16 protein-coding genes and 3 pseudogenes are annotated in these 20,152 nt (G+C 69.5%); 10 read left to right on the plus strand and 9 right to left on the minus strand.

Features of this window, described 5'->3' with window-relative positions:
• Nucleotides 1-156: 156 nt before the first annotated feature.
• From ACWD04_RS14785 to ACWD04_RS14795, 3 genes are read right to left on the minus strand one after another with little or no spacing between them, the layout of a single operon-like run.
• Entirely contained in the window at nt 157-759 is a 603-nt protein-coding gene (locus tag ACWD04_RS14785) for a DUF742 domain-containing protein (protein WP_451131785.1), read from the minus strand.
• A gap of 15 nt (nt 760-774) precedes the next feature.
• Entirely contained in the window at nt 775-1,209 is a 435-nt protein-coding gene (locus tag ACWD04_RS14790; RefSeq protein WP_451131787.1) for a roadblock/LC7 domain-containing protein, read from the minus strand.
• Nucleotides 1,206-3,731, minus strand: a complete 2,526-nt coding sequence (locus ACWD04_RS14795; protein WP_451131789.1) for a nitrate- and nitrite sensing domain-containing protein — start codon at nt 3,729-3,731, stop codon at nt 1,206-1,208. The genes ACWD04_RS14790 and ACWD04_RS14795 overlap by 4 nt, the downstream gene beginning before the upstream one ends.
• Nucleotides 3,732-4,532: 801 nt before the next feature.
• On the opposite strand from ACWD04_RS14795, the gene ACWD04_RS14800 reads away from it, so the two are divergent.
• The 8 genes and pseudogenes from ACWD04_RS14800 to ACWD04_RS14835 all read left to right on the plus strand — a co-directional run bounded on the left by ACWD04_RS14800 (nt 4,533) and on the right by ACWD04_RS14835 (nt 11,896).
• Nucleotides 4,533-4,925, plus strand: coding sequence for a DUF485 domain-containing protein (locus ACWD04_RS14800; protein WP_451131791.1), 393 nt, complete (start codon nt 4,533-4,535; stop codon nt 4,923-4,925).
• Nucleotides 4,922-6,517 (plus strand): solute symporter family protein, encoded by a 1,596-nt coding sequence (locus ACWD04_RS14805; RefSeq protein WP_451131793.1) that lies wholly within the window; start codon nt 4,922-4,924, stop codon nt 6,515-6,517. The genes ACWD04_RS14800 and ACWD04_RS14805 overlap by 4 nt, the downstream gene beginning before the upstream one ends.
• Nucleotides 6,518-7,755: 1,238 nt before the next feature.
• Nucleotides 7,756-8,091, plus strand: coding sequence for a MerR family transcriptional regulator (locus ACWD04_RS14810; protein WP_451131795.1), 336 nt, complete (start codon nt 7,756-7,758; stop codon nt 8,089-8,091).
• Between the two features lie 115 nt (nt 8,092-8,206).
• Nucleotides 8,207-8,605 (plus strand): annotated as a pseudogene (locus ACWD04_RS14815) (hemolysin III family protein); the annotation flags it as partial.
• 420 nt (nt 8,606-9,025) lie between these two features.
• The gene (locus tag ACWD04_RS14820; protein ID WP_451131797.1) at nt 9,026-9,229 is read left to right on the plus strand and encodes a cold-shock protein; all 204 of its coding nucleotides are present in this window, start codon (nt 9,026-9,028) and stop codon (nt 9,227-9,229) included.
• A 341-nt stretch (nt 9,230-9,570) separates the two neighbouring features.
• Complete coding sequence (locus ACWD04_RS14825; protein WP_451131799.1) at nt 9,571-11,082, plus strand: DEAD/DEAH box helicase; 1,512 nt, start codon at nt 9,571-9,573, stop codon at nt 11,080-11,082.
• Between the two features lie 46 nt (nt 11,083-11,128).
• A complete protein-coding gene (locus ACWD04_RS14830; RefSeq protein WP_451131801.1) occupies nt 11,129-11,533 on the plus strand; it encodes a CBS domain-containing protein in 405 nt (134 codons plus the stop codon).
• 51 nt (nt 11,534-11,584) lie between these two features.
• Nucleotides 11,585-11,896: an SCO5918 family protein gene (locus ACWD04_RS14835; protein WP_451131803.1), complete on the plus strand. Its 312-nt coding sequence runs from the start codon at nt 11,585-11,587 to the stop codon at nt 11,894-11,896.
• A 27-nt stretch (nt 11,897-11,923) separates the two neighbouring features.
• On the opposite strand, the gene ACWD04_RS14840 is transcribed toward ACWD04_RS14835, so the two are convergent.
• Nucleotides 11,924-13,453, minus strand: coding sequence for a PQQ-dependent sugar dehydrogenase (locus ACWD04_RS14840; protein WP_451131805.1), 1,530 nt, complete (start codon nt 13,451-13,453; stop codon nt 11,924-11,926).
• Nucleotides 13,454-13,702: 249 nt separating this feature from the next.
• Here ACWD04_RS14840 and ACWD04_RS14845 point away from each other — a divergent pair, with 249 nt between their 5' ends.
• Nucleotides 13,703-15,004 (plus strand): MFS transporter, encoded by a 1,302-nt coding sequence (locus ACWD04_RS14845; protein WP_451131807.1) that lies wholly within the window; start codon nt 13,703-13,705, stop codon nt 15,002-15,004.
• A 25-nt stretch (nt 15,005-15,029) separates the two neighbouring features.
• Here ACWD04_RS14845 and ACWD04_RS14850 read toward each other — a convergent pair whose 3' ends face one another.
• The 4 genes and pseudogenes from ACWD04_RS14850 to ACWD04_RS14865 all read right to left on the minus strand — a co-directional run.
• A complete protein-coding gene (locus ACWD04_RS14850) occupies nt 15,030-15,827 on the minus strand; it encodes a VOC family protein (RefSeq protein ID WP_451131809.1) in 798 nt (265 codons plus the stop codon).
• A gap of 81 nt (nt 15,828-15,908) precedes the next feature.
• The gene (locus tag ACWD04_RS14855; protein ID WP_451132246.1) at nt 15,909-17,252 is read right to left on the minus strand and encodes a carboxyl transferase domain-containing protein; all 1,344 of its coding nucleotides are present in this window, start codon (nt 17,250-17,252) and stop codon (nt 15,909-15,911) included.
• A 16-nt stretch (nt 17,253-17,268) separates the two neighbouring features.
• A complete protein-coding gene (locus ACWD04_RS14860) occupies nt 17,269-18,732 on the minus strand; it encodes an acyl-CoA synthetase (RefSeq protein ID WP_451131811.1) in 1,464 nt (487 codons plus the stop codon).
• Nucleotides 18,733-18,789: 57 nt separating this feature from the next.
• Nucleotides 18,790-19,035, minus strand: a pseudogene (locus ACWD04_RS14865) (MFS transporter); the annotation flags it as partial.
• A gap of 137 nt (nt 19,036-19,172) precedes the next feature.
• On the opposite strand from ACWD04_RS14865, the gene ACWD04_RS14870 reads away from it, so the two are divergent.
• On the plus strand, nt 19,173-19,604 hold the full coding sequence (locus ACWD04_RS14870) for an Lrp/AsnC family transcriptional regulator (protein WP_451131813.1): 432 nt from the start codon (nt 19,173-19,175) through the stop codon (nt 19,602-19,604).
• Here ACWD04_RS14870 and ACWD04_RS14875 read toward each other — a convergent pair.
• A pseudogene (locus ACWD04_RS14875) lies at nt 19,582-20,051 on the minus strand (histidine kinase); the annotation flags it as partial. The gene ACWD04_RS14870 and the pseudogene ACWD04_RS14875 sit on opposite strands and share 23 nt — an antisense overlap.
• Nucleotides 20,052-20,152: the final 101 nt, after the last annotated feature.

A 20,152-nucleotide genomic window follows, 5' to 3' on the forward strand; every position in this document is an offset into this window, starting at 1 on the left:
CGGAAGTGCCCCAAGTGCTGGTGACGTCCCTCGGCGGGCGCGGTCCGCGATGAAACGGGCCCGCGCGGCCTGGATGCGCTCGTGGGCGCGGTGCGCGTCTTGCCGGACCGCCGGCTCCGAGCGTTCTACCGCGAGGTGGGAGGTACACGGCGTCCGTCACAGCCGACGCAGTCCGGTCAGCACCCTCTCCATCAGCGCCTGGGTCGGGGCATCACCGGCGTCGGTCGCCGCCTCGTGGACGACGATCATGCCGCGATCCGCCATGTCACCGAGGAGAACCTTGACCACACCCAGGGGCACCGCGACGAGCGCCGCCACCTCGGCCACCGACCTCGGTTCCCGGCACAGATCGAGCACCGTGCGGTCCCACTGCGCGGCAGCGCCGGGGACGCCGCTCGAATCGGCGGCAGTGACCAGTGTCTCGACCTCGAAGTGGTGGCGCGAACTGGTGCGGCCGCCCGTCCACGCGTAGGCACGGACGAATGAGGCTGGTGCTCCTGGCTCCACGTTCCCGTCTTCCCAGGTGGACGGCTGGTAGTCCACCTGCGAAGACGGCCCGTACGACTCGGGGGCAGGCGGCCGCGAGGCTTCGTTGCTCCCGTCGTACGCCCTGTCCTGCGGCGTGTCACGAGTGCCGGAGGTTTTTCGCCTACGTCGTCCGGTGCCGAAACTGAACGCGTTGAGCACGTCGGCGAAGGTCTGTTCGTTCTCCGCTTCCTGATCTCTTCGAGGGCCGGACGGGCCTCCACCGGTGCTCATGTTCTCCCCGTCCGGCTATCGGGCAGCAGTCTGCTGGAACTGCTGCAACTCGGTCCGGAGTTCCGGAGTCAGCAGCTCGCCGACCTGGTCGACGAGCACGGCCATCGCATAGGCGATCTGGCCGATTTCGCAGTCCGGAGCCGCCAGGGCAACCAGACACGAGCCGTCTCGGATCGACATCATCAGCATGGTGCCGTGCTCCATCTGGATCACCGTGCGCAGCGCGTTCCCGGTGTCCATGCAGCGGGCGGCAGCCTGGATCAGGCTGATGGCACCTGCCGCGATGGTGGAGAGCTGCTCGGCGCGATCGACTGCCAGTTGGTCCGACGCGGTGAGCAGCAGTCCGTCGGCCGAGATCACGACGGCGTGCGCCACATGGGGCACTCGCTCCGTGAAGTTGGTGACCAGCCAGCCGAACTGGCTCACCTCCGGGGAGTGGGGTGATGTCATGGGTTCTTCCTGCCCGTCGCCGATGGATTGTGCGTCTGATCGGGCTGAGCCCGACTGATGCCCGACTGGTAGCTGCTGAGGAAGCTGTGGGCGCGGCTGGCGTACTGGCTCGCAGCTGCCCCGCCCCCGGTGGCGGACCGCTCGGTTCGGGCCGGAGCGGATCGCGTGCGCGGAACCCTTTTGGGCAACCCGGCCTGTGTGAGGGCGGCCGACCGGTCAGGCTCCTGTGCACCGCGCCCGGCCGGGCGTCGGACAGCAGGTGCGGGCGCCGGGCGGCCTGTCGGCTCCGGGGTGCCGGGCGCCTCCGTCGAGGACGAGGGGGCAGGTGCGGGCTCCTCCGCGTCGTCGCGCGGCACCGGTGCGTCCACGCTGTTCCCGGCGCTGCGGGCTGCCGTTGCCGAGGCGGCGAGGGAGAACCACGACGTGCCGGCGGACTCTTGAGGCGCGTCCTTGTCGGCCGGGACGGGCCTTGTCCTAACGGCAGCGACGGCGAAGGGCCGCTGCGGCGGGCGCGACGCTGCGCTACCACCGTCCGTCCGGCTGCCGCGCGTCCGCGTCGGAAGCGCGGCAGCAGGGCGTTCGGCCATGGTGCCCGGCTGGTCCGTGCGGGCCGGCGCCTGTGCGGTGACCAGCTTGGCCGGTACCAGAACACGGGCCCGCAGTCCCCTGACGCCCGGCTGCGAGCTCAGGTTGACGGCGATGCCGTGCCGACCGGCCAAGCGACCGACCACGAACAGTCCCAACTGCCGGGACGCGGGCGTATCCGTGGCGGCGTCCGTCGCCACGCGCCGGTTGGCCCTGGCCAGGTCGCTCTCGCTCATCCCGATGCCCCCGTCCTGGATCTCGATCAGCAGTGAGCCGTCGGGCTGTCGGGTACCGCCGATGACCACCTGGGTGTGCGGCGGGGAGAAGACGGTGGCGTTGTCGAGCAGTTCGGCGACAAGCCTCCCCAGGTCACCGGCTACGTACCCGATCACGTCGACGGGAGGACCGGACTGAACGAGCACGCGCTGGTAGTGCTCGATCTCGGAGACAGCACCCCTCAGCACGGTGTCCAGCGCCGCACCATGGGAAGAGCGCACCAGAGTGCTGCCGCACAGGACCATCATGTTCTCGTTGTTGCGCCGCATACGCGTCGCCAGGTGATCAAGCGTGAAGAGACTGGCCAGTTGCTCCGAGTCCTCTTCGTGCCGCTCGAGCTGTTCCATCATCAGCAGCAGACGGTCCACCAGGCTCTGGCTGCGTCGGGAGAGGTTGACCAGGGTGTTCCTGAGGTCACCGCGCAGTGCGGCCTGCTCCGCCGCCAGGCGCACGGCCTGAGAGTGCACCGTGTCGAAGGCCCTGGCGAGCTGACCGAACTCCTCTGTGGTGTGGACCGGCACGACGTCGACCACGGCGTCCGTCTTCTGCCCCTCGCGCATGCTCTCGACCGAGGCGGGCAGCTGGCGTTCCGCCACATCGAGTGCCGTCGAGCGCAGGACGGCCAGCGACCGCAGCAGATGCCTGCCGATCCCGAGACCGATGGCCAGGGCGAGCAGGAGCACGGCGAAGAGGATGACGGACGCCGTGCCCGCGCGGTTGCTCGTCCGGTCCTGCAGCTCGGCCGACGATGTCCGCAGCTTGTCGAGGAAGTCGTCTGACACCTTGTCGACGAGCGCCCCGGTGGCCTCCGAGTCGCGGTTCCAGCTGTCGACCGAGACAGGCAGCGACGTGGTGGCGTTCTGTTGAGCGTCCGACGCGAAGGGCTCAGCCAGCACGGCACTCACCACGTGCGCACGCCGGCTGACGGCGGGGCCGGTGACCGTCCGCTGGTATGTGCTCAGCTCCGTGGGGGTGGCCAGGGCCCGGAAGTCACCGAGCCTGTCCTGCAGGCGTACGTCGGCCTCCTGCAGCGCCTCGATGAGTGCCGGGGTCATCGGATGGCTTCGGTCGGCTGCCTGCAGCAGAATCGCGTGCTCGACGTGGATCTGCTCCTCGACAGCCTCCAGGTCGTACAACGCGGTCGCTGACCTGGTGAGTTGGGGGCTGGCGAATCCGAGGACGAGTGCGTGGTCCAGATTGAGCAGCCCCGTGATGACCGTGCCGTAGTCATTGAGCGTGGTCCAGGAACCGATGCTGCCGGACGCCACCTGCGCGCGTAGGGCGGGGAGGCGGTCCAGAAGGCCGACGGCGTCCTGATAGCGATTCGCCGTGACGCCCGTGAGGGAGACTTCCTGCTTCCTGCTGTTGGTGACGGCGGTCCGGGCGCTGTCGACACTTCGCTTCTGCCGTCGCAGACCGGCGGCGTCGTCGGCAGCGTCGGCACTCAGCCGTTCGACGGACATCGTGCGTTCCATCTGCAGGGCTTTCAGCAAAGTCCGCAGCTCACCACGCATTGCGACCAGGCGTTGCATGTCCGCGAACGAGTTGGCGCGTCTGACGTCGTCATGGATCTGCACGACACCCAGACCGACAGCGAGCAGGGCGGGTACGACCAGCACCGCCGCCAGCTTCACCAGCAGCCGCCAGTTCCGCCACTGCACGAGTGAAGCCCACCACGACGGCCGTACCGGACGCGTGGCCGCATGCCTGGCCGCGGTCACGGTATGAGTTCCGTACTCGGAACAGCTTGCTCGCAGGTACCTGTCACGATGCTGTTTTCTCCCGGGTTTTCACCTGAGCAGGACGGGGGCGCCCGGCAGCACAGGGTAGTGCCGGAGGGATGGCGCGACTGCCTGCGGTCACGCCACGGTGTGCGAACCCAGGAACGGGCGTATGTCCCGGGCAGTGGAGGATCGCGTTTCAAGAACTAAGGGTGGGTTCGGCCAAGGGCCCTCAAACGACCCGGCGGCGTCGGGGGTGCGCCCAAGGAAATCCATTGTTCCGTCTCCCAGTTCTCGGATGCGAACCGATCTCCGCACGCTGTGTGCCGGCCTGTCAAGCGCCGGGGAACCCAGGCGAGTTTAGGTCAGCCGGACGAACGGCAACAATGCGGCTCCCACCTTGGGCACCCGCGACCAAACCGTTACGCACATGTTCTCCACATTCGGTGGGGCCGGTCGGCGGCACGGTACGGGTTCGGTAAATGCTCGGCAAAAATAAGATCAAGCCGCCTTCAGTTTGCGACCACTGAGGGCATTGAATGGTCGGACGGTTCCCAGGGGTGCGTCAGGATGCCCATGCAAGGTTCGGTACTCACCGCGTGGGTCGTGGAGTGTCGGTTGACGGTGTGTGGCGTCTCACCGCACTCTCCACCGCGCAGGGGGCTGCGGGCCTGCTCCTTCCCGTCGCTCGCCGCAGGAGCACCCATGCGTCCTCCTGCCCGAATCCACAGAAAGAAGAACGTGACCAGACCGGCAGGGTCGCCCACCGTCGAAGTGCCCGAGCGGCCTGCCGGACGGGGGAGCAGCGACCCCCGTCATGAAGGTGAGCCCAACTACCCCGCGATTCAGCAGAGTGAGGAATTCATTCAGCTGCGCAGACGGCTTCGGCTGTTCGTCTTCCCGATGAGCGCGCTCTTCCTCTGCTGGTACATGACGTTCGCTCTGCTTTCCGCCTATGCCCACGACTTCATGAGCCACAAGGTCGCAGGCGAAATCAACACAGGCACCATCCTCGGTCTGATGCAGTTCGTGTCCACGATCATGATCGTCCTGGCGTACCGGCGCTTCGCGCGGAAGAAGCTTGATCCGGAAGTGGACAGGATCCGCGAACTGGCAGGAGTCGACAAGGAATGAAACGGCAGATCGCTGCCGGTGCGACCGGTAGCCCCATGCTCAATCTGAGCGTGTTCCTGATATTTGTCGTCATCACTCTGCTCATCGTCTACAAGGTCACCAACAGAAACCAGACGGCATCCGACTACTACACCGCGGGCAGCGCCTTTACCGGTGCGCAGAACGGCATCGCCATGTCCGGCGACTTCCTCTCCGCGGCTTCCTTCCTGGGGATTTCCGGAGCGATCGCCGTCCATGGTTACGACGGATTCCTCTACTCCGTCGGATGGCTCGTCGCCTGGCTGGTCGCCCTCCTGCTCATCGGTGAGAGACTACGCAACACCGGGCGATTCACCGTGGGTGACGTGATGGCCTTCCGTATGAGGCAGCGCCCGGTGCGGGCCGCGGCGGCCAACGCCACCCTGGTGATCACGTTCTTCTACATGCTCGCCCAGATGGCCGGCGCCGGTGGACTGATCGCCCTGCTGCTGGATGTGCACACCAGGGGCGGGCGGGCGCTGCTCATCAGCGGCGTGGGCGTCGTCATGCTCCTCTATGTGCTGGTGGGCGGGATGAAGGGCACGACCTGGGTGCAGATCATCAAAGCCGGCCTGCTCCTGGTGTGCGTCACCTTCATCAGCGTGTTCATCATCGGCAAGTTCGGATTCAGCTTCTCTGCGCTCCTGCAACAGGCCACGGCTAACAGCCCGTTGGGCGAGCGACTGCTCGAACCGGGCAGCTTGTACGGCCGGGACGCGACGAGCAAACTCGAGCTCGTCTCGCTGGCCCTGTCGTTGGTCCTCGGAATCTCCAGCCTGCCGCATGTGCTGATGCGCTTCTACACCGTGCCAAATGCCAAGGAGGCACGCAGGTCGGTGGTGTGGTGCACCTGGTCGATGTTCACGTTCTACCTGAGCATCCTGGTCGTCGGTTACGGTGCCACCGCGCTGGTCGGCTCCGACGCGATTGTTCACGCCCCAGGCGGGGAGAACTCCGCAGCGCCTCTGCTCGCCTTCCATATCGGTGGAGTTGTGCTCCTGGGAGTCGTCTCGGCGGTGGCCTTCGCGACGATCCTGGCGGTTGTGGCCGGTCTGACCCTGGCCGCTTCGGCTTCGTTCGCCCATGACGTCTACGCCAACGTGATACGGCGCGGTAAGGCCGATCCCCGCTCCGAGATACGGGTGGCGCGACTGACAGCGATCGTGATCGGTTTCCTGGCCATCATCGGAGGCATCGTGGCCGACGGTCAGAACGTCGCCTTCCTCGTGTCGCTGGCCCTGGCGCTCGCCGCCTCCGCCAACCTGCCGACGATGCTCTACACGCTGTACTGGAAACGCTTCAACACCTCAGGGACGCTGTGGAGCATTTACGGCGGTCTGGTGTCCTGCCTGGTGCTCATCGTCTTCTCACCGGCGGTCTCGGGCACCTCCACGTCGATCATCAAGAGCGTCGACTTCCACTACTTCCCGCTCACGAATCCCGGCATCGTGTCGATTCCGCTCTCGTTCCTGTGTGGATACCTCGGCACCGTGTTCAGCCGGCGCCCCGCAGATCCGGACAAGCATGCGGAGATGGAGGTCCGGGCGCTGACCGGAATCGGTGCCCAGCTGTAGGCAGTCGTTCGCGGTAGGGCCGGCAGGGCTGGGCCCGGATGGCTTTCGGGTCCCGACACGACGAGAACACGTGCCTCCTGTGACGAGGCACGCTCGTCAGGGTGGGCAGCCATGGAAGCTGGTGATTGGTCGGACCCGCGGCAGGTGCTTGGTGCCGCGATTTCCGTACTCGAAGTTCCACCGGAAGACACCTCGGAGCAGCTGTCCGCGGTTCTGTCCACGTCCGCAACGTCCTGGAGAACCTGAAAGCCGGCTCGCGCGGCGAGGCCGCCGCCCTCGCCCGCGGGGCGCAGTGCCCCCTGGTGCGACCCGGTGCGAGGGCGAGGGCCGAGCGGGTCCGCTCTCCATGCGTGTCCGGCCGACGGTCCGCGTAGTCGGATGGGGAAGCTGCGGTGTTCGCGGCATCGAGTCCGCGTATCGGCGCCGTCCGGAGCGGGTGTCCTCGGCTCGAGAGGAGCGCCACGCACCTCTGGTGCGACCAGGGCCGGCCATCTCTCTCCTGGGCCACCAAAAATCTATGTCGGAGGGAGTAGACATTGGATGGTGGTGTGGTTATGGTTTCTCTCGTAGCCGAGATCGAGCAGGGCCCGGCAGAGATGAACTGCCGGGCAGCAGTACAGGCGGTAAAGGCAGTTCGCACGACGGTGCGGTGGTGGAGTCTCGAAGCCGGAGCGGTTGCAGGAAGGCGACGGGGCTGACGGCCGGACCGGGCGGCCCGCAGTGATCAGGGGCCGCCGTGAGTGGTACAGCAAGTGCAGTTCGCGGGACCAGCAGTGCGTTTTCCAGTAGCACCTCGGTAAAGGCGTCGGCTGCGGGCGCGCGTATCGGGAAGTTCGGCAGTGGGGTTCTGAGCCAGGGCAGATGCAGGACGGGCGACGGGGCTGGCTGCCGGAGGGTGGCGCTGTTCGAGGTCACCAGCAGTTCGCAGTATCAGAAGTAGGCGGTACCAGCAGTACGCAGTTCCTGTTCAGCAAGATCAGAGGGAAAGAACGGAGGAGCCAGGCGCCATCAGGATCGCCCGGGCGGAAGTCTGAGCCCGGGTACCGCAGGACATCGATAGCGAGGTGGTCTCCGGTCAAGCAACCGCGATCCCCGTACCCCCGACAGCATCTCGGTCGGGTCAGCGGAAACAGAAGGCCGACGCAGTAATAGGGTCGGCAGATGGTGTAGCAGTTCCTTCGGGGCCCTGGTGCCACATAGCACCAGGGCCCCTCCATGCGTTCCACAGAGAGGTGCAAGTGACAGCAGACGACTCGTTCGGGCGTCTCGATGACGACGACTACCCCGCGTACACCATGGGCCGGGCCGCCGAGATGATCGGCGCCACCCAGGGCTTCCTCCGTGCCATCGGCGAAGCCCGCCTGATCACCCCGCTGCGCTCCGAGGGCGGCCACCGACGCTACTCCCGCTACCAGCTGCGCATCGCCGCACGCGCCCGCGAACTTGTCGACCAGGGCACCCCCATCGAAGCCGCCTGCCGCATCGTCATCCTCGAGGACCAGCTCGAAGAAGCCCAGCGCATCCACACCGAATACCGGCGCGCCGCCGAAGCGGCGGGGCCGGTCGTGGCCTGAGGCAGTAGGCCCGCCGGGTACGGAGGGCCCCGCACCTACGTGTCGGGTGTGACGCAAAGTCCTCGCTCATAGTGACAGGGTGTGCGGAGGTGCACTGCTCGGGCCGGCTGCATAGTTGATCATTGCCGGCCCCTGCACCGCCCTGGCCGTGTTTCTCCTGTTGCCGGAGCGGAGGTCCGTACTGCTGTGGATCGTGTGGGTGGGCGCGTCGGCCGGTATCGCGTTTCGGGTCCTGCGGGTCGGAGCCCCGCGCTGGTGGTCCACCCCGTGCTGCCTGGCGCCGGGGTGGGCACCGGTGTGCTACCTGCCCGACCTGGTGCACACCGGCGGAGCGGTCGTCCTCAATTTGATCGTCCTCGGCGGTCTCCTCTGCAGCGTGGGCGACGCATCGTCCACGCACTGAAGCACCCCTGGCCCCTCGCCCCGCTCGTTCGCCTTCCACGAGGTGTTTCACGCGCTGACTGTGGCAGTCTTCACCGCGCATCACACCGCCATCCTCCTGGCCACCTGCTGACCGCGTCCCACATCTGTGTCCCGAGCGGCTCCAGGCCGATGGGGCCGACGCAGCGCGGGACGGTGCCAACGCAATAGGTGCGCCGTCCGAGTCGGAAAGAGCGACCGCTTTTTTTGAAACGCTCCGCTCCGGGTGAGGCAATATCTATGACCGCGAGATGAGGGTTTGGCGCGCAGCGCTGGGAGCGTTTTTATGGCACCCAGCGGTGCGAGGTTATTTACCGCGCACGGGTCGTTACCTCATGCTACTGTCGATCTCAGTTGCAGTTGTGGTTCCCAAAACTTCAAGCTCCTTCGCCGGAATTCACCGGCCGCTGGAAGCTTTTATGGATTGCCGGTATTTTCCGGACGGGGCATCATCGCGGCGACCCGGTAGCTGTGCATCGCGGCTTCCGGCGTACTGCCCCAAAGGAGATGTGACGTGGCATCAGGCACTGTGAAGTGGTTCAACGCGGCCAAGGGTTTCGGTTTCATCGAGCAGGACGGCGGGGGTGAGGACGTGTTCGCCCACTTCTCGAACATCGCTGCCCAGGGCTTCCGTGAGCTGCTCGAAGGCCAGAAGGTCACCTTCGACATCGCGGCGGGCCAGAAGGGCCCGACGGCAGAGAACATCGTTCTCGCCTGACGCTGACGCGTACTTCGTAGCTGGGGCCCGCATCCCTCGGGGTGTGGGCCCCAGCTACGGACATTTCCCACAGTGGTGTCACCTGTGGGGTAGCACCGCCCCGTAGCGCCGCCCCGTAGCACCGTCCTCGGGGGCGTGTGCCTTTTTTCGGGGCTGTACCGGTCGACGTCCGGGATTTACGTCCGCGTGACGCCATCTATTTCATGGCTTGCATTCCGCACCGGATCCACTGTAAGTCACATCCGTTTTCTCATTCCATTCGGTTCGTTCTTGTGATTCCCCGCGCTGTCCTTTCTGCTGCGGGAATTCCTTGATGCGTGCCGTATCAAGGAAGGTTCTCGATGAACCCCACACGTACGAACGGCCGTTCCTCCAGCCCTCGCCGGACCGAGAACCCCGATCTCGGGTCCGGCGCCGGTCCGAGGCGAGGCGCCCGCTTCGGCTCGCCTGCCCCGAGCCGTTCCGGCGGTCCGGGCCGTTCGAGCGGCCACGGTCGGCGGCCCGCAGTGGTTCAGGGCGAGTTCGCCCTGCCGAAGACGATCACTCCCGCGCTGCCCGCGGTCGAGGCGTTCGCCGACCTCGAGATGCCCGCGCAGCTGCTGGCCGCGCTGACCGCGCAAGGTGTGAGCGTCCCGTTCCCGATCCAGGGTGCGACCCTGCCCAACACCCTTGCGGGACGCGATGCCCTGGGACGCGGGCGCACCGGCTCCGGCAAGACCCTCGCCTTCGGCCTGGCCCTGCTGGCCCGCACCGCCGGACAGCGCGCCGAGCCCCGCCAGCCGCTTGCGCTGGTCCTCGTACCGACGCGTGAGCTGGCCCAGCAGGTGACCGACGCGCTCACCCCCTATGCCCGCTCGGTGAAGCTGCGCCTGGCCACCGTCGTCGGCGGGATGTCGATCGGCAGGCAGGCCAACGCGCTGCGGGGTGGTGCCGAGGTCGTCGTCGCGACCCCGGGCCGGCTCAAGGACCTCATCGACCGAGGTGAGTGTCGCCTAAACCAGGTCGCGATCACCGTGCTGGACGAGGCCGATCAGATGGCCGACATGGGATTCATGCCCCAGGTCACCGCGCTCCTGGACCAGGTCCGCCCCGAGGGCCAGCGGATGCTGTTCTCCGCCACTCTCGACCGTAACGTCGACCGCCTGGTCCGCCGCTACCTCACCGACCCGGTCGTCCACTCCGTCGACCCCTCCGCCGGTGCCGTCACCACGATGGAGCACCACGTACTGCACGTCCACGGCGCTGACAAGCACCGCACGACGACGCAGATCGCGGCACGCGAGGGCCGGGTGATCATGTTCCTGGACACCAAGCACGCCGTCGACCGATTGACGCAGGACCTGTTGAACAGTGGTGTCCGGGCCGCCGGCCTGCACGGCGGCAAGTCACAGCCGCAGCGCACCCGGACTCTGACCCAGTTCAAAACCGGGCACGTCACCGTGCTCGTGGCCACGAATGTCGCCGCTCGCGGTATCCACGTCGACAACCTCGACCTGGTCGTGAACGTCGACCCGCCCACCGATCACAAGGACTACCTGCACCGCGGCGGCCGTACCGCGCGGGCCGGCGAGTCCGGCAGTGTCGTCACCCTCGTCACTCCCCACCAGCGCCGCGACATGACCCGCCTCATGACCGCCGCCGGCATCGTGCCCCGGACCACCCAAGTCCGCTCCGGCGAGGAGGCACTCAGCCGGATCACCGGTGCCCGGACCCCCTCGGGTGTCCCTGTGACGATCACCGCGCCGGCAGCCGAGCGACGCAAGCGCAGTGCGTCCTCACGTGGCCGGCGCAGCCCCGCTTCGGCGGCCCGGCGCGTGACCGCGCATCAGTCCTCCTTCGACGCGGCGGCCTAGGAACTTCGTGATCAGGAAGCTGACCCACCACTGCAGGAGGCACCTTTTGACGCTGGTTCAGATGCAGCCCCGCTCGGCACATGCCACCCCCGTACACAGGACGGTGGCCGATGCCACGGACACCGGCGGACCTCAGGTCTGCGAGGACATGACCGTCGAGGTCGCCCTGTCCGTCATGTTCAGCGCCCGCACCGGGCACCTGCTCGTCTGCGACAACGACGGCCTGTGCACCGGCCTGGTCACCCAGGCCCAGCTCACCGCAGCCCGTTGCAGCTCCGCGTACACGGACCGGGTCCAGCTGCGCGACATCCTCGGTGACCGAGGAGCGTTGACCTCGCCCGTGACCAGCATGGCCGAAGCCCAGTGCGCGACGCCTCACAGCCGCCTCGATGCCCTGCCCGTGGTCGGCGAACACGGCAGCGCTCCGGGCGTACTCGCCCTTGCCCGCTGAAACTGCCGCAACCGCGGCAGGACCCCTTCGGACTTCTCCTTGTGAGGCATCATGCGCTGTGTCATCGCCCGCTTCCCGTTCGACCTCACCAGGAGCGGCGTCCTGGAGTCGATGAAGGGTGTCAAGCCCGAGCAGGTCCGCGGCGAGTCCGTGATCATCGGCCGCCGCACCTACCCCGTCAAGCAGGTCGGACAGGTCCTGACAGGTCAGGACCGTCGCGACTTCAGCGCCGGCGAAGTCCAGCGGGCCATGAGCCAGCTCGGCTTCACCTGCCGCGGCCTTCCCTCGGCCGCCGCACCGGTGCGCGTGCTCAACCCGGTGCAACAGGCTTCCGCGATGCTCGGCGCCCCTTCGGCAGCCTGACCGACGGGCAGGGGCGCCGCTGCGCCCTCAGCCGACGGCGCAGGCGTCCCCGTTGAGCATGAAACGCGGAGGCGACGACGCGTCACCGGTGTGGTCGGCGAGATAGCCGAGGGTGATGCTGGCGCCCGGAGCGATCATGGCGTTGTGCGAGGCGTCGACCGCTTTGATCGTGTTGCTTCCCTGGGTCAGGTCCGTGTTCCAGTCGGAGACGACGGTCTGCCCGAGGGGCAGCGGGAATTCGAGCGTCCAGCCGTTCACGGGGGTGCTGCCCGTGTTGGTGACGGTGAGGTCGACCGTCGTGCCCGTACCCCAGGCCTTCACGGTGCGGTCCACCCGGCACGTGGGCTCCTCCCGCGCGAACGACACGCGGTGCAGGCCACCAGGCAGATCGTTGACCACGTAGAACTCCCCGTCGGCGGTCGCTCCGATCGACGTCACCTGGGTGGGCATCTCCCCGATCTCGGCCTGCTCGTAGCCGCCCTCGCCGTCAGGGCGCAGCGCCCAGACCGTGGACGAGCAGTAGTCGGTCGCGATGTACGTGCCGCCGACCAGGTCGGCGTATTTCCGGCCCCGGTAGACGTGCCCGCCGATGACCGAGCAGCCGCCGGTGTACGGGGAGTACGTGAAGACCGGTTCGGTGTACGTCTCGCCGGGCACGCAGTCGCCGCCGTCGAACTTCTCCATGCCCTCGTAGCAGGACCAGCCGAGGTTCATCCCTCCCTGCCCGGGGGCGAGGTGGTCGACCTCCTCCCAACGGCCCTGCCCCACGTCGCCGATCCACATCGAGCCGTCGGCGCTGTCGAAGGAGAAGCGCCACGGGTTGCGCAGCCCGTACAGCCAGATCTCCTCGCGGGCGCCGGGGGAGCCCACGAAGGGGTTGTCGCCGGGAACGCAGTAGGCGAGCTCTCCGCAGCTTCGGGTTACGTCGATGCGCATGATCTTGCCGAGCAGGGTGTCCAGTCGCTGCGCGGAGCGGAAGGGGTCCGCGGAGCCGCCACCGTCGCCGATGCTCCAGTACAGATGGCCGTCCGGGCCGAACGCGAGCTGGCCGCCGTTGTGATTGCTGTACTCGGCGTGCTCCTGCGAGAGCAGGACCTCCAGGCGGGACTCGTCGAGCCGGTAGCGGGCGAGAGTGACCGCGCCGTCGGGCAGCGCGGTGTACGCCAGGTACAGGTCCTGGCTCTCGGCGAAGTCGGGCGGGAGGGCGATGCCGAGCAGGCCGCGCTCGTTGCCCGATTCGTCAACGGCCGAGGTGATGTCGACGATCGGGGCCGGGGCCAGGCCGGTGTCCGGATGATAGACGCGGACGGTGCCGGACTTCTGGGTGATGAACAGCCGGTCCGTGCCGTCGTCGGCGGCGGCGATCGCGGTGGGCCGTCTCAGCCCGGAGGCGACCTGGGTGGTGGTCGCGCTGAGCGAAGGCAGCGGCACGAGTGAGGTGTCCTCCACCGCTTCCGCCCGGGGCGGCTCGGTGTCCGCTGCGGTGGCGGGTAACGACAGGGGCGCGGTGAACAGGAGGGCCAGCAGAAGGGGCCCGGCCCAGCGGCGTCTCGGCATATCGGCTCCAGGGAAGAGGACGCTTGCACGGCGGTACTTGCACGCGGTGGCGCGGTTCCATGGAAAACAGGCGAGGCCAGGCCGCGGTAGGGCATGGGAGCGCTCCCGTGCTCCAGGCTGCGCGTCGCGGAACGAGGCGGCAACGTGTGATTGCGTCACGTTCGCATCGTGTGGCGCAAACGTTGCGGTGGCCGGGCCGCGGCGGCCACCGCCCTTCGGTACGGGCCCGGCCAGGCCCAAGGCGTGGTCATGCCAGGCGGGGCGGGGTCGTTATCATCCCGTGTGACCGAAACAGCCAAACAAGGTGTACGCCGCACACGCATACTCGCCGACCTGACCCCGCTGCGCTCCTCCCCGGACTACCGGCGGCTCTGGTTCGGGAACACCGTTTCCTGGATCGGGCAGGGCATGACGGCGCTGGCCGTCTCCCTCCAGGTCTACGACATCACCGGGTCCGCGTTCTCCGTCGGGCTGATCGGTCTCTGTTCGCTCGTGCCGCTGGTGCTCCTCGGGCTGTACAGCGGGGCCGTCGCCGACACCCTCGACCGGCGCAAGCTGGGGCTCTTCAGTGCGGCCGGGTCGTTCCTGCTGTCCGTCGTGCTGGCCGTGGTGACCTTCGCCGGAGTCGAGCACGTGGGGCTGCTCTACGCGGTCGTCGCCCTCCAGGCCGTGTGCTTCGCGCTCAACTCCCCGGCCCGCACCTCGATGATCGCCCGGCTGCTCCCGGCCGGACAACTGCCCGCCGCGAACGCGCTCAACGCCATGACGTCCACCACCGGAGGGCTGGTCGGGCCGATGCTCGGTGGCCTCATCGTCGGCTGGTGGGGCTACCGGGCGGCGTACACCGTCGACGCCATCACCTTCACCGCCTCGCTGTACGCGATGTGGCGCCTGCCCTCGATGCTGCCCGACCGGGCGGAGGGGGCGAAGGGTGCCGAGCGGGCGTCCGTCCTGGACGGGCTGCGTTTCCTCGGCACCCGGCCCAACCTGCGGATGACTTTCTTCACCGACCTGTGCGCCATGGTGCTGGCCCACCCGCGCGCCCTGTTCCCCGTGGTCGCCGTGGTCTGGTTCGGCGGCGACGCCGGAACCACCGGACTGCTGGTCGCCGCCCCGGCGCTGGGGTCCCTGCTCGGCAGCGTGTTCTCCGGATGGCTGGCCCGCGTCCGGCGGCAGGGACTCGCGGTGCTGATCGCCGTCGCCTGCTGGGGCGGGGCCATCGCCGTGTTCGGGCTCACCCGGCAGCTCTGGCTCGGGCTGATCCTGCTCGCGATCGCCGGGTGCGCGGACTCCATCTCGATGGTCTTCCGCAACACCATGCTCCAGGCGGCGGTACCGGACGACATGCGCGGCCGGCTGCAGGGCGTGTTCATCGTCGTCGTGGCGGGCGGCCCACGGCTCGGCGATCTCGTGGCCGGCTCGGTCGCCGACCTGACGTCCCCGGCCGTGGCGGTGACCGGCGGAGGCCTCGTCTGCGTGCTGTCGGTGTGCCTGCTGGGCCTGCGCCGGCGCGGCTTCGCCCGGTACGACGCGCACGATCCGCAGCCCTAGCGGGGAGGACGGGGTCCGGGACCCGTCAGGAGGCGTCCGTGACGCTCGGCATGTCGCCCCCGGTCGTCGTGGGGTCGATCAGAGAGAACACCGCGCCCTGCGGGTCCGTCAGGGACGCGAACCGGCCGAACGGAATGGTCATCGGGCCGAACCGCAGTTCCGCCCCCAGCGACTTCGCCTTCTCCACCGCCGCGTCGCAGTCCCCGACGGTGAAGTACACGTCCAGATGGGCCGGTACCTCGGCGGGGACCTCCTCCCCCATCTTCATCCGGCCGAGCACCGGGTCCGCGCCCAGGTCATAGAGCGAGAAGTCGATCGCGTCGTCGTCCAGGTGCTTCACCCCGTACCCGAAGACGGCTGCGAAGAAGGCGTCCGCCTTCGCCGGCTCCCGGGTGCAGACCTCGGCCCAGGTGTAAGCGCCGGGCACCGCCTGTGCCTGGAACCCCTTGTGGCTGCCCGCCTGCCACACCCCGAAAGGCGTCCCGCCGGGGTCGGCGGCCAGCACCATCGTCCCGAAGTCACCGACCCGCATCGGCTCCACCAGCACCTCGCCCCCGTGCTCGCGGACCTTCGCGGTGGTGGCGGCTGCGTCCGGCGACGCGAGGTAGAGACGCCAGACGGCCGGAGCCTCCTGGCCGGGCATGGGAGGCGACAGCGCGGCGACCGCCTTGCCGTTCACATGAGCCTGCGTGTAGTTGCCGTACTCCGGCATCGATTCGTCGTACGTCCAGCCCAGGAGCTCACCGTAGAAGCGCTTCGCCCCCTCGAGGTCGCCGAACGTACCGTCGGCCCAGCACGGAGTGCCCTCGGATTCTGTGGCCATGACTCCGACCTTTCTCCACTCTTCGGATGGTCCTCTCGTCACGCTAGCCAATCCCCGCCCGAGCGGCGCGCCGAGCGCGTCTCAGCGCGTCGGCGCCGACGGCCCGGCGGGGCCGACGACCGAGCGCGCCACTCCCAGCTCCACCAGGTCCTGGGGGCGCAGCCGGAGCTGGTCGGCGGTGGACCGTACCTCGTCCGGACCGCGCTTCAGGATGGCCGCCGCCAGTTCCGGCGCGATCACCGAGAAGTAACTGTCCGCTGTGACATGGGTGTTGTCCGGTGCGGCCAGCGCCAGCGCACCGCCGGAGCCGCCCTCGCCGATCACGAGCGTCGTCACGGGGACCCGGGCGGAGGCGACCGCCGCGAAGGCGTCGGCGATGGCGGCGCCCGCGCCCGCCCGTTCCGCCGCCGCGTCGTTGGCCGCGCCGGGGGTGTCGATCAGGGTGAGCACGGGGAGGCCGAGCCGGTCCGCGAGCCGGATCACCCGGGCCGCCGTGCGGTAGCCCGCCGGGCGGGTCGCGGTGCCGCACTGGGCGGCGTACGCCACGGGCCGCCCGGCGTGCAGGCCCACTCCGCAGAGCAGCCCCGGGTCCCTGCCGCCGCAGCGGTCGCCGTTCAGCGGCAGCCGGTGCTCGAAGTACGCGTCCAGATAGGCCTCGGCGCGTGGCCGCGCCGCCGCCCGGGCCTGCTCCACGGCGTCCCAGCCCGTCGCCGGCAGCCCCGTGTCCGACAGCGCGCCCGGCACCGGGGCGGACTGTGCCGGGCCCGTGACCGTCAGCGCCGTCAGCCAGCGGCCCAGCGCGCCGGGCAGTTCGTCCGGCGTGAGGACCGCGTCGATCTGGCCGGCCGCCAGCTGTCCTTCGGCCGTGTACGCGTACGGATCCGCGTCGGCGGGCCGCACCCGGGAACCCGCGAACCCGATCTGCGCCCCGGGGAGCGCCAGCACCACGTCGGCGCCCGCCCCCACGGTGGCCCAGCCGCCCCCGGCCGCCGGATCCCGCAGGACCGAGATCTGTGCCTGCCCCGCGGCCCTCAGCCGTGCGGACGCGCGGGCCACCCGCTGGAGCTGTATCAGCGCGATCATGCCCTCCTGCATCCGGCTGCCCCCGGTGGCGACGAGGGAGACGAGCGGCAGCCGGCGCTCTCCCGCCAGCGCGTAGGCGGCTTCCAGGCGGTCCCCGGTGTGTCCGCCCAGAGAGCCGCCCAGGAAGCCGAATTCGAAGGCGACCAGGACGCACTCGCTGTCGCCGACGACGGCGGCCCCGTACACGACGGACTCCTCCTCGCCGGTCCTCTCCGAGGCGCGCGCCCTGGATTCCGCGTAACCGCTCCAGCCGAGCGGGCCGTCCGGGAGGACGGGGCGCGCGGCCGGACGGTGTTCGGTGAAGCTCGTGGTGACGGCGGCGATCGCCTCCCGCGCCGACATGCGGTCGCGCCGGATGTCAGACACCGAGCGACCTCTTCATGATCTTGCCCAGCTCGTTGCGGGGCAGCGCGTCGAGGTAACGGACGACCCGCGGGCGCTTGTGCGGTGCCAGGAGGTCCGCCACATGGTCCGCCAACTCCCTCTCGCCGGGCGGCGATCCGGGGTCGGCCGGCACCACCCAGGCGACGATCCGTTCGCCGAGGTCCGCGTCGGGCTCGCCGGTGACGGCCGCCTCGCGCACGGCCGGATGGTCCAGCAGGGCGTTCTCGATCTCGCCCGCGCCGATCTTGTAGCCGCCGCTCTTGATGAGGTCGGTGGCCTTGCGCCCGACGATACGCACATAGCCGTCGGGGTCGATGGTGGCCATGTCGCCCGTACGGAAGAAGCCGTCCTCGGTGAAGGCGGCGGCCGTGGCGTCCGGCCGGTTCAGGTAGCCGGTGAAGAGGTTCGCTCCACGCACCTGGATCTCGCCGATCGACGCGTTGTCCTGGAGCACGGTGCCGTCCTCCTCGACGAGCCTGAGCTCCACGCCCGACAGCGGCGGGCCGACCGTCCCGGCGCGCGGAACGCCGTCGGCCCGTACGCCGGTGTTCATCAGGGTCTCCGTCATCCCGTACCGCTCGATGACCCGGCGGCCGGTGGCCGCGGCGATCCGCTCGTGGTCATGGACCGGCAGCGCCGCCGAGCCGGAGACCAGCAGCCGGGCGCCCGCCAGCGCCTCGGTGAGGCTGTCGGAGGCGGCCGGACCGGCCAGCGCGCCGGCCAGCCGGTGGTACATCGTGGGCACCCCGAAGAGCATGGTGGCCCCGGAGAGCAGTTCCCGGGCCACGCCCTGTGGGGAGAACCGGCCGAGGTGACGCACGGAACCGCCCCGGCGCAGCGGGCCCAGGATGCCCAGGATCAGCCCGTGCACATGGAACAGCGGCAGGGCGTGTACGAGAACGTCCGCACCGGTCCACTGCCAGGCGTCCTCCAGCGCGTCCAGCGACGCGGCGATCGCCCGGCGGGGGAGAACCGCACCCTTGGGCGGGCCCGTCGTGCCGGAGGTGTAGACGACGAGGGCGGGGGACCGGTCGGAGGGCTCGGGGAAGTCCGTCTCCGGGGGCCGGCCGGTGGTGCCGGTGTGGACGTCCAGCCGCTCCAGGCCGTCGAGGGCGGGCGGAAGCGTGTCCTGCGCCCCGGCCAGCACCATCGAGGGCTCGCTGTCGGCGACGATGTGCGCGAGTTCACGCCCGCCGGTCTTCGGGTTGAGCGGTACGGCGGGCACCCCCGCCCGCAGTGCCGCGACGACGGCGACCACCGTCTCGGGGGTGGACGTCGCCCAGACGGCGACACGTCCCGCCCCCGCGATCCGGGCGGCGAGGGAGGCGGATGCCTCGTCCAACTGGGCATAGGTCAGCACGTGTTCGCCGAACCGGACGGCCTCCGGGGAGTCCGTCCGGCGCGACGCTCCGCTCAGCGCGGGCAGAAGAGAGGTCACCCGATGAACCCTAGTGCCGTGACAGGCCCTGCCCCCAGGGCCCCACCCGGCGGACGGTCAGCCGTCGCGCAGGACGTTCCGCATCCGGCCGTACGCGTACACAGACCCCGTCGGCGCCAGGTCGGAGAGCGGCGTGAAGCCGATCCGGTACGACTCCCTCGCGCTGTGGGTCGGGCCCCTCACCAGTGGCGGTACGAGGCCGCCCATGGCGCCGACGATGCCGGTCACGCTGCCCACCTCGGCCTGCGGTGTCACGTGCGACACCCGGGCTGGGACCCTGCCGCTCGCGGTGCCGAGCCCGGCCGGTCCGGGCACGGCGGGCTGAGCCATCCGGGTGAGGCCCTCGCGCGGTAGACGCCCCTTGGGCAGGGGCGTCTCCAGGGCCCCTGGAGACGCCGCTCGCCCGCCCTTTCCGGCCCCGGGCTGCGACAATCGCCGGTATGGACCGGCTGGACAGAGAGATCCTGGGCATCCTCCAGGAGGACGCCCGGATCTCGTACCGCGATCTGGGCGTACGCGTGGGGCTCAGCGCCAACGCGGCGGGTGACCGTGTACGCCGCATGCGCCGCGACGGGGTGATCCGCGGCTTCACGGTCATCGTCGACCCGGCCGCCGACACCCGGTCGGGCCTCGTCGTCTTCATCGATGTGTCGCTGCGTCTCGACACGACGAACGAGGAGTTCGAACGCTCGGTGCTCACCCTGCCGGGCATCACCGAGGTGGTGCATGTGACGGGCAGCCATGACTACCTCGTACGCGCCACGGCGGCCGACCCCGGCTCCCTGGACGCGCTGCTGCGCCGGCTGAAGAAGGACGCGGGCGTCGCCCACTCCAACACCCGCATCGCGCTCAGAGCGGCGCCTGCCAGATGACCGTCGGCGACCGGGCGCCGTCCTCGGCGCGCCCGTCGTCCGCGACCGCCCAGCCGCCCAGCCGCACCGCCGTACGGCGGCCAGGGCGCCGCGCAGCACGTCGGGCAGCGCGCCGTCCACCGGGTCCGTCACCAGGGCGTCCACCGCACCGGTGAACTGCACCGACGGCTGGAAGCCGAGCGCCGCCGCCGCGCCGCCCGTCTCGCGCAGGACCCGGCCGCGGAACGTCGTGGGGGCGTCGGCGGGCGGCTGCTGCAGGGCGAAGATCGCGGTCCTGTCCTCCTGGATGGTGGAGTCCAGCTCGTCGACCGCCTGGCCGAGCAGTTCGGCGGTTGCGGTGTCACCCGCCAGGCCCCTGCGGCGGGTCGATTCCAGCATCATCGCCGTCGCGAACAGCCGCTGTACGACGAGGTCGTGCAGGTCGCGGGCGATGCGGTCGCGGTCCTCGGGGCTGGAGGGCCAGGGTGCCGTAGCGCGCCCCGGCCAGCGCCGTGGCGGTGTCCACGACGTGCTGGAGGGTGGTCCTCGGGTCGAGATCCGTAGCGGCC

It is taken from the genome of Streptomyces sp. NPDC002911 (assembly GCF_053591835.1).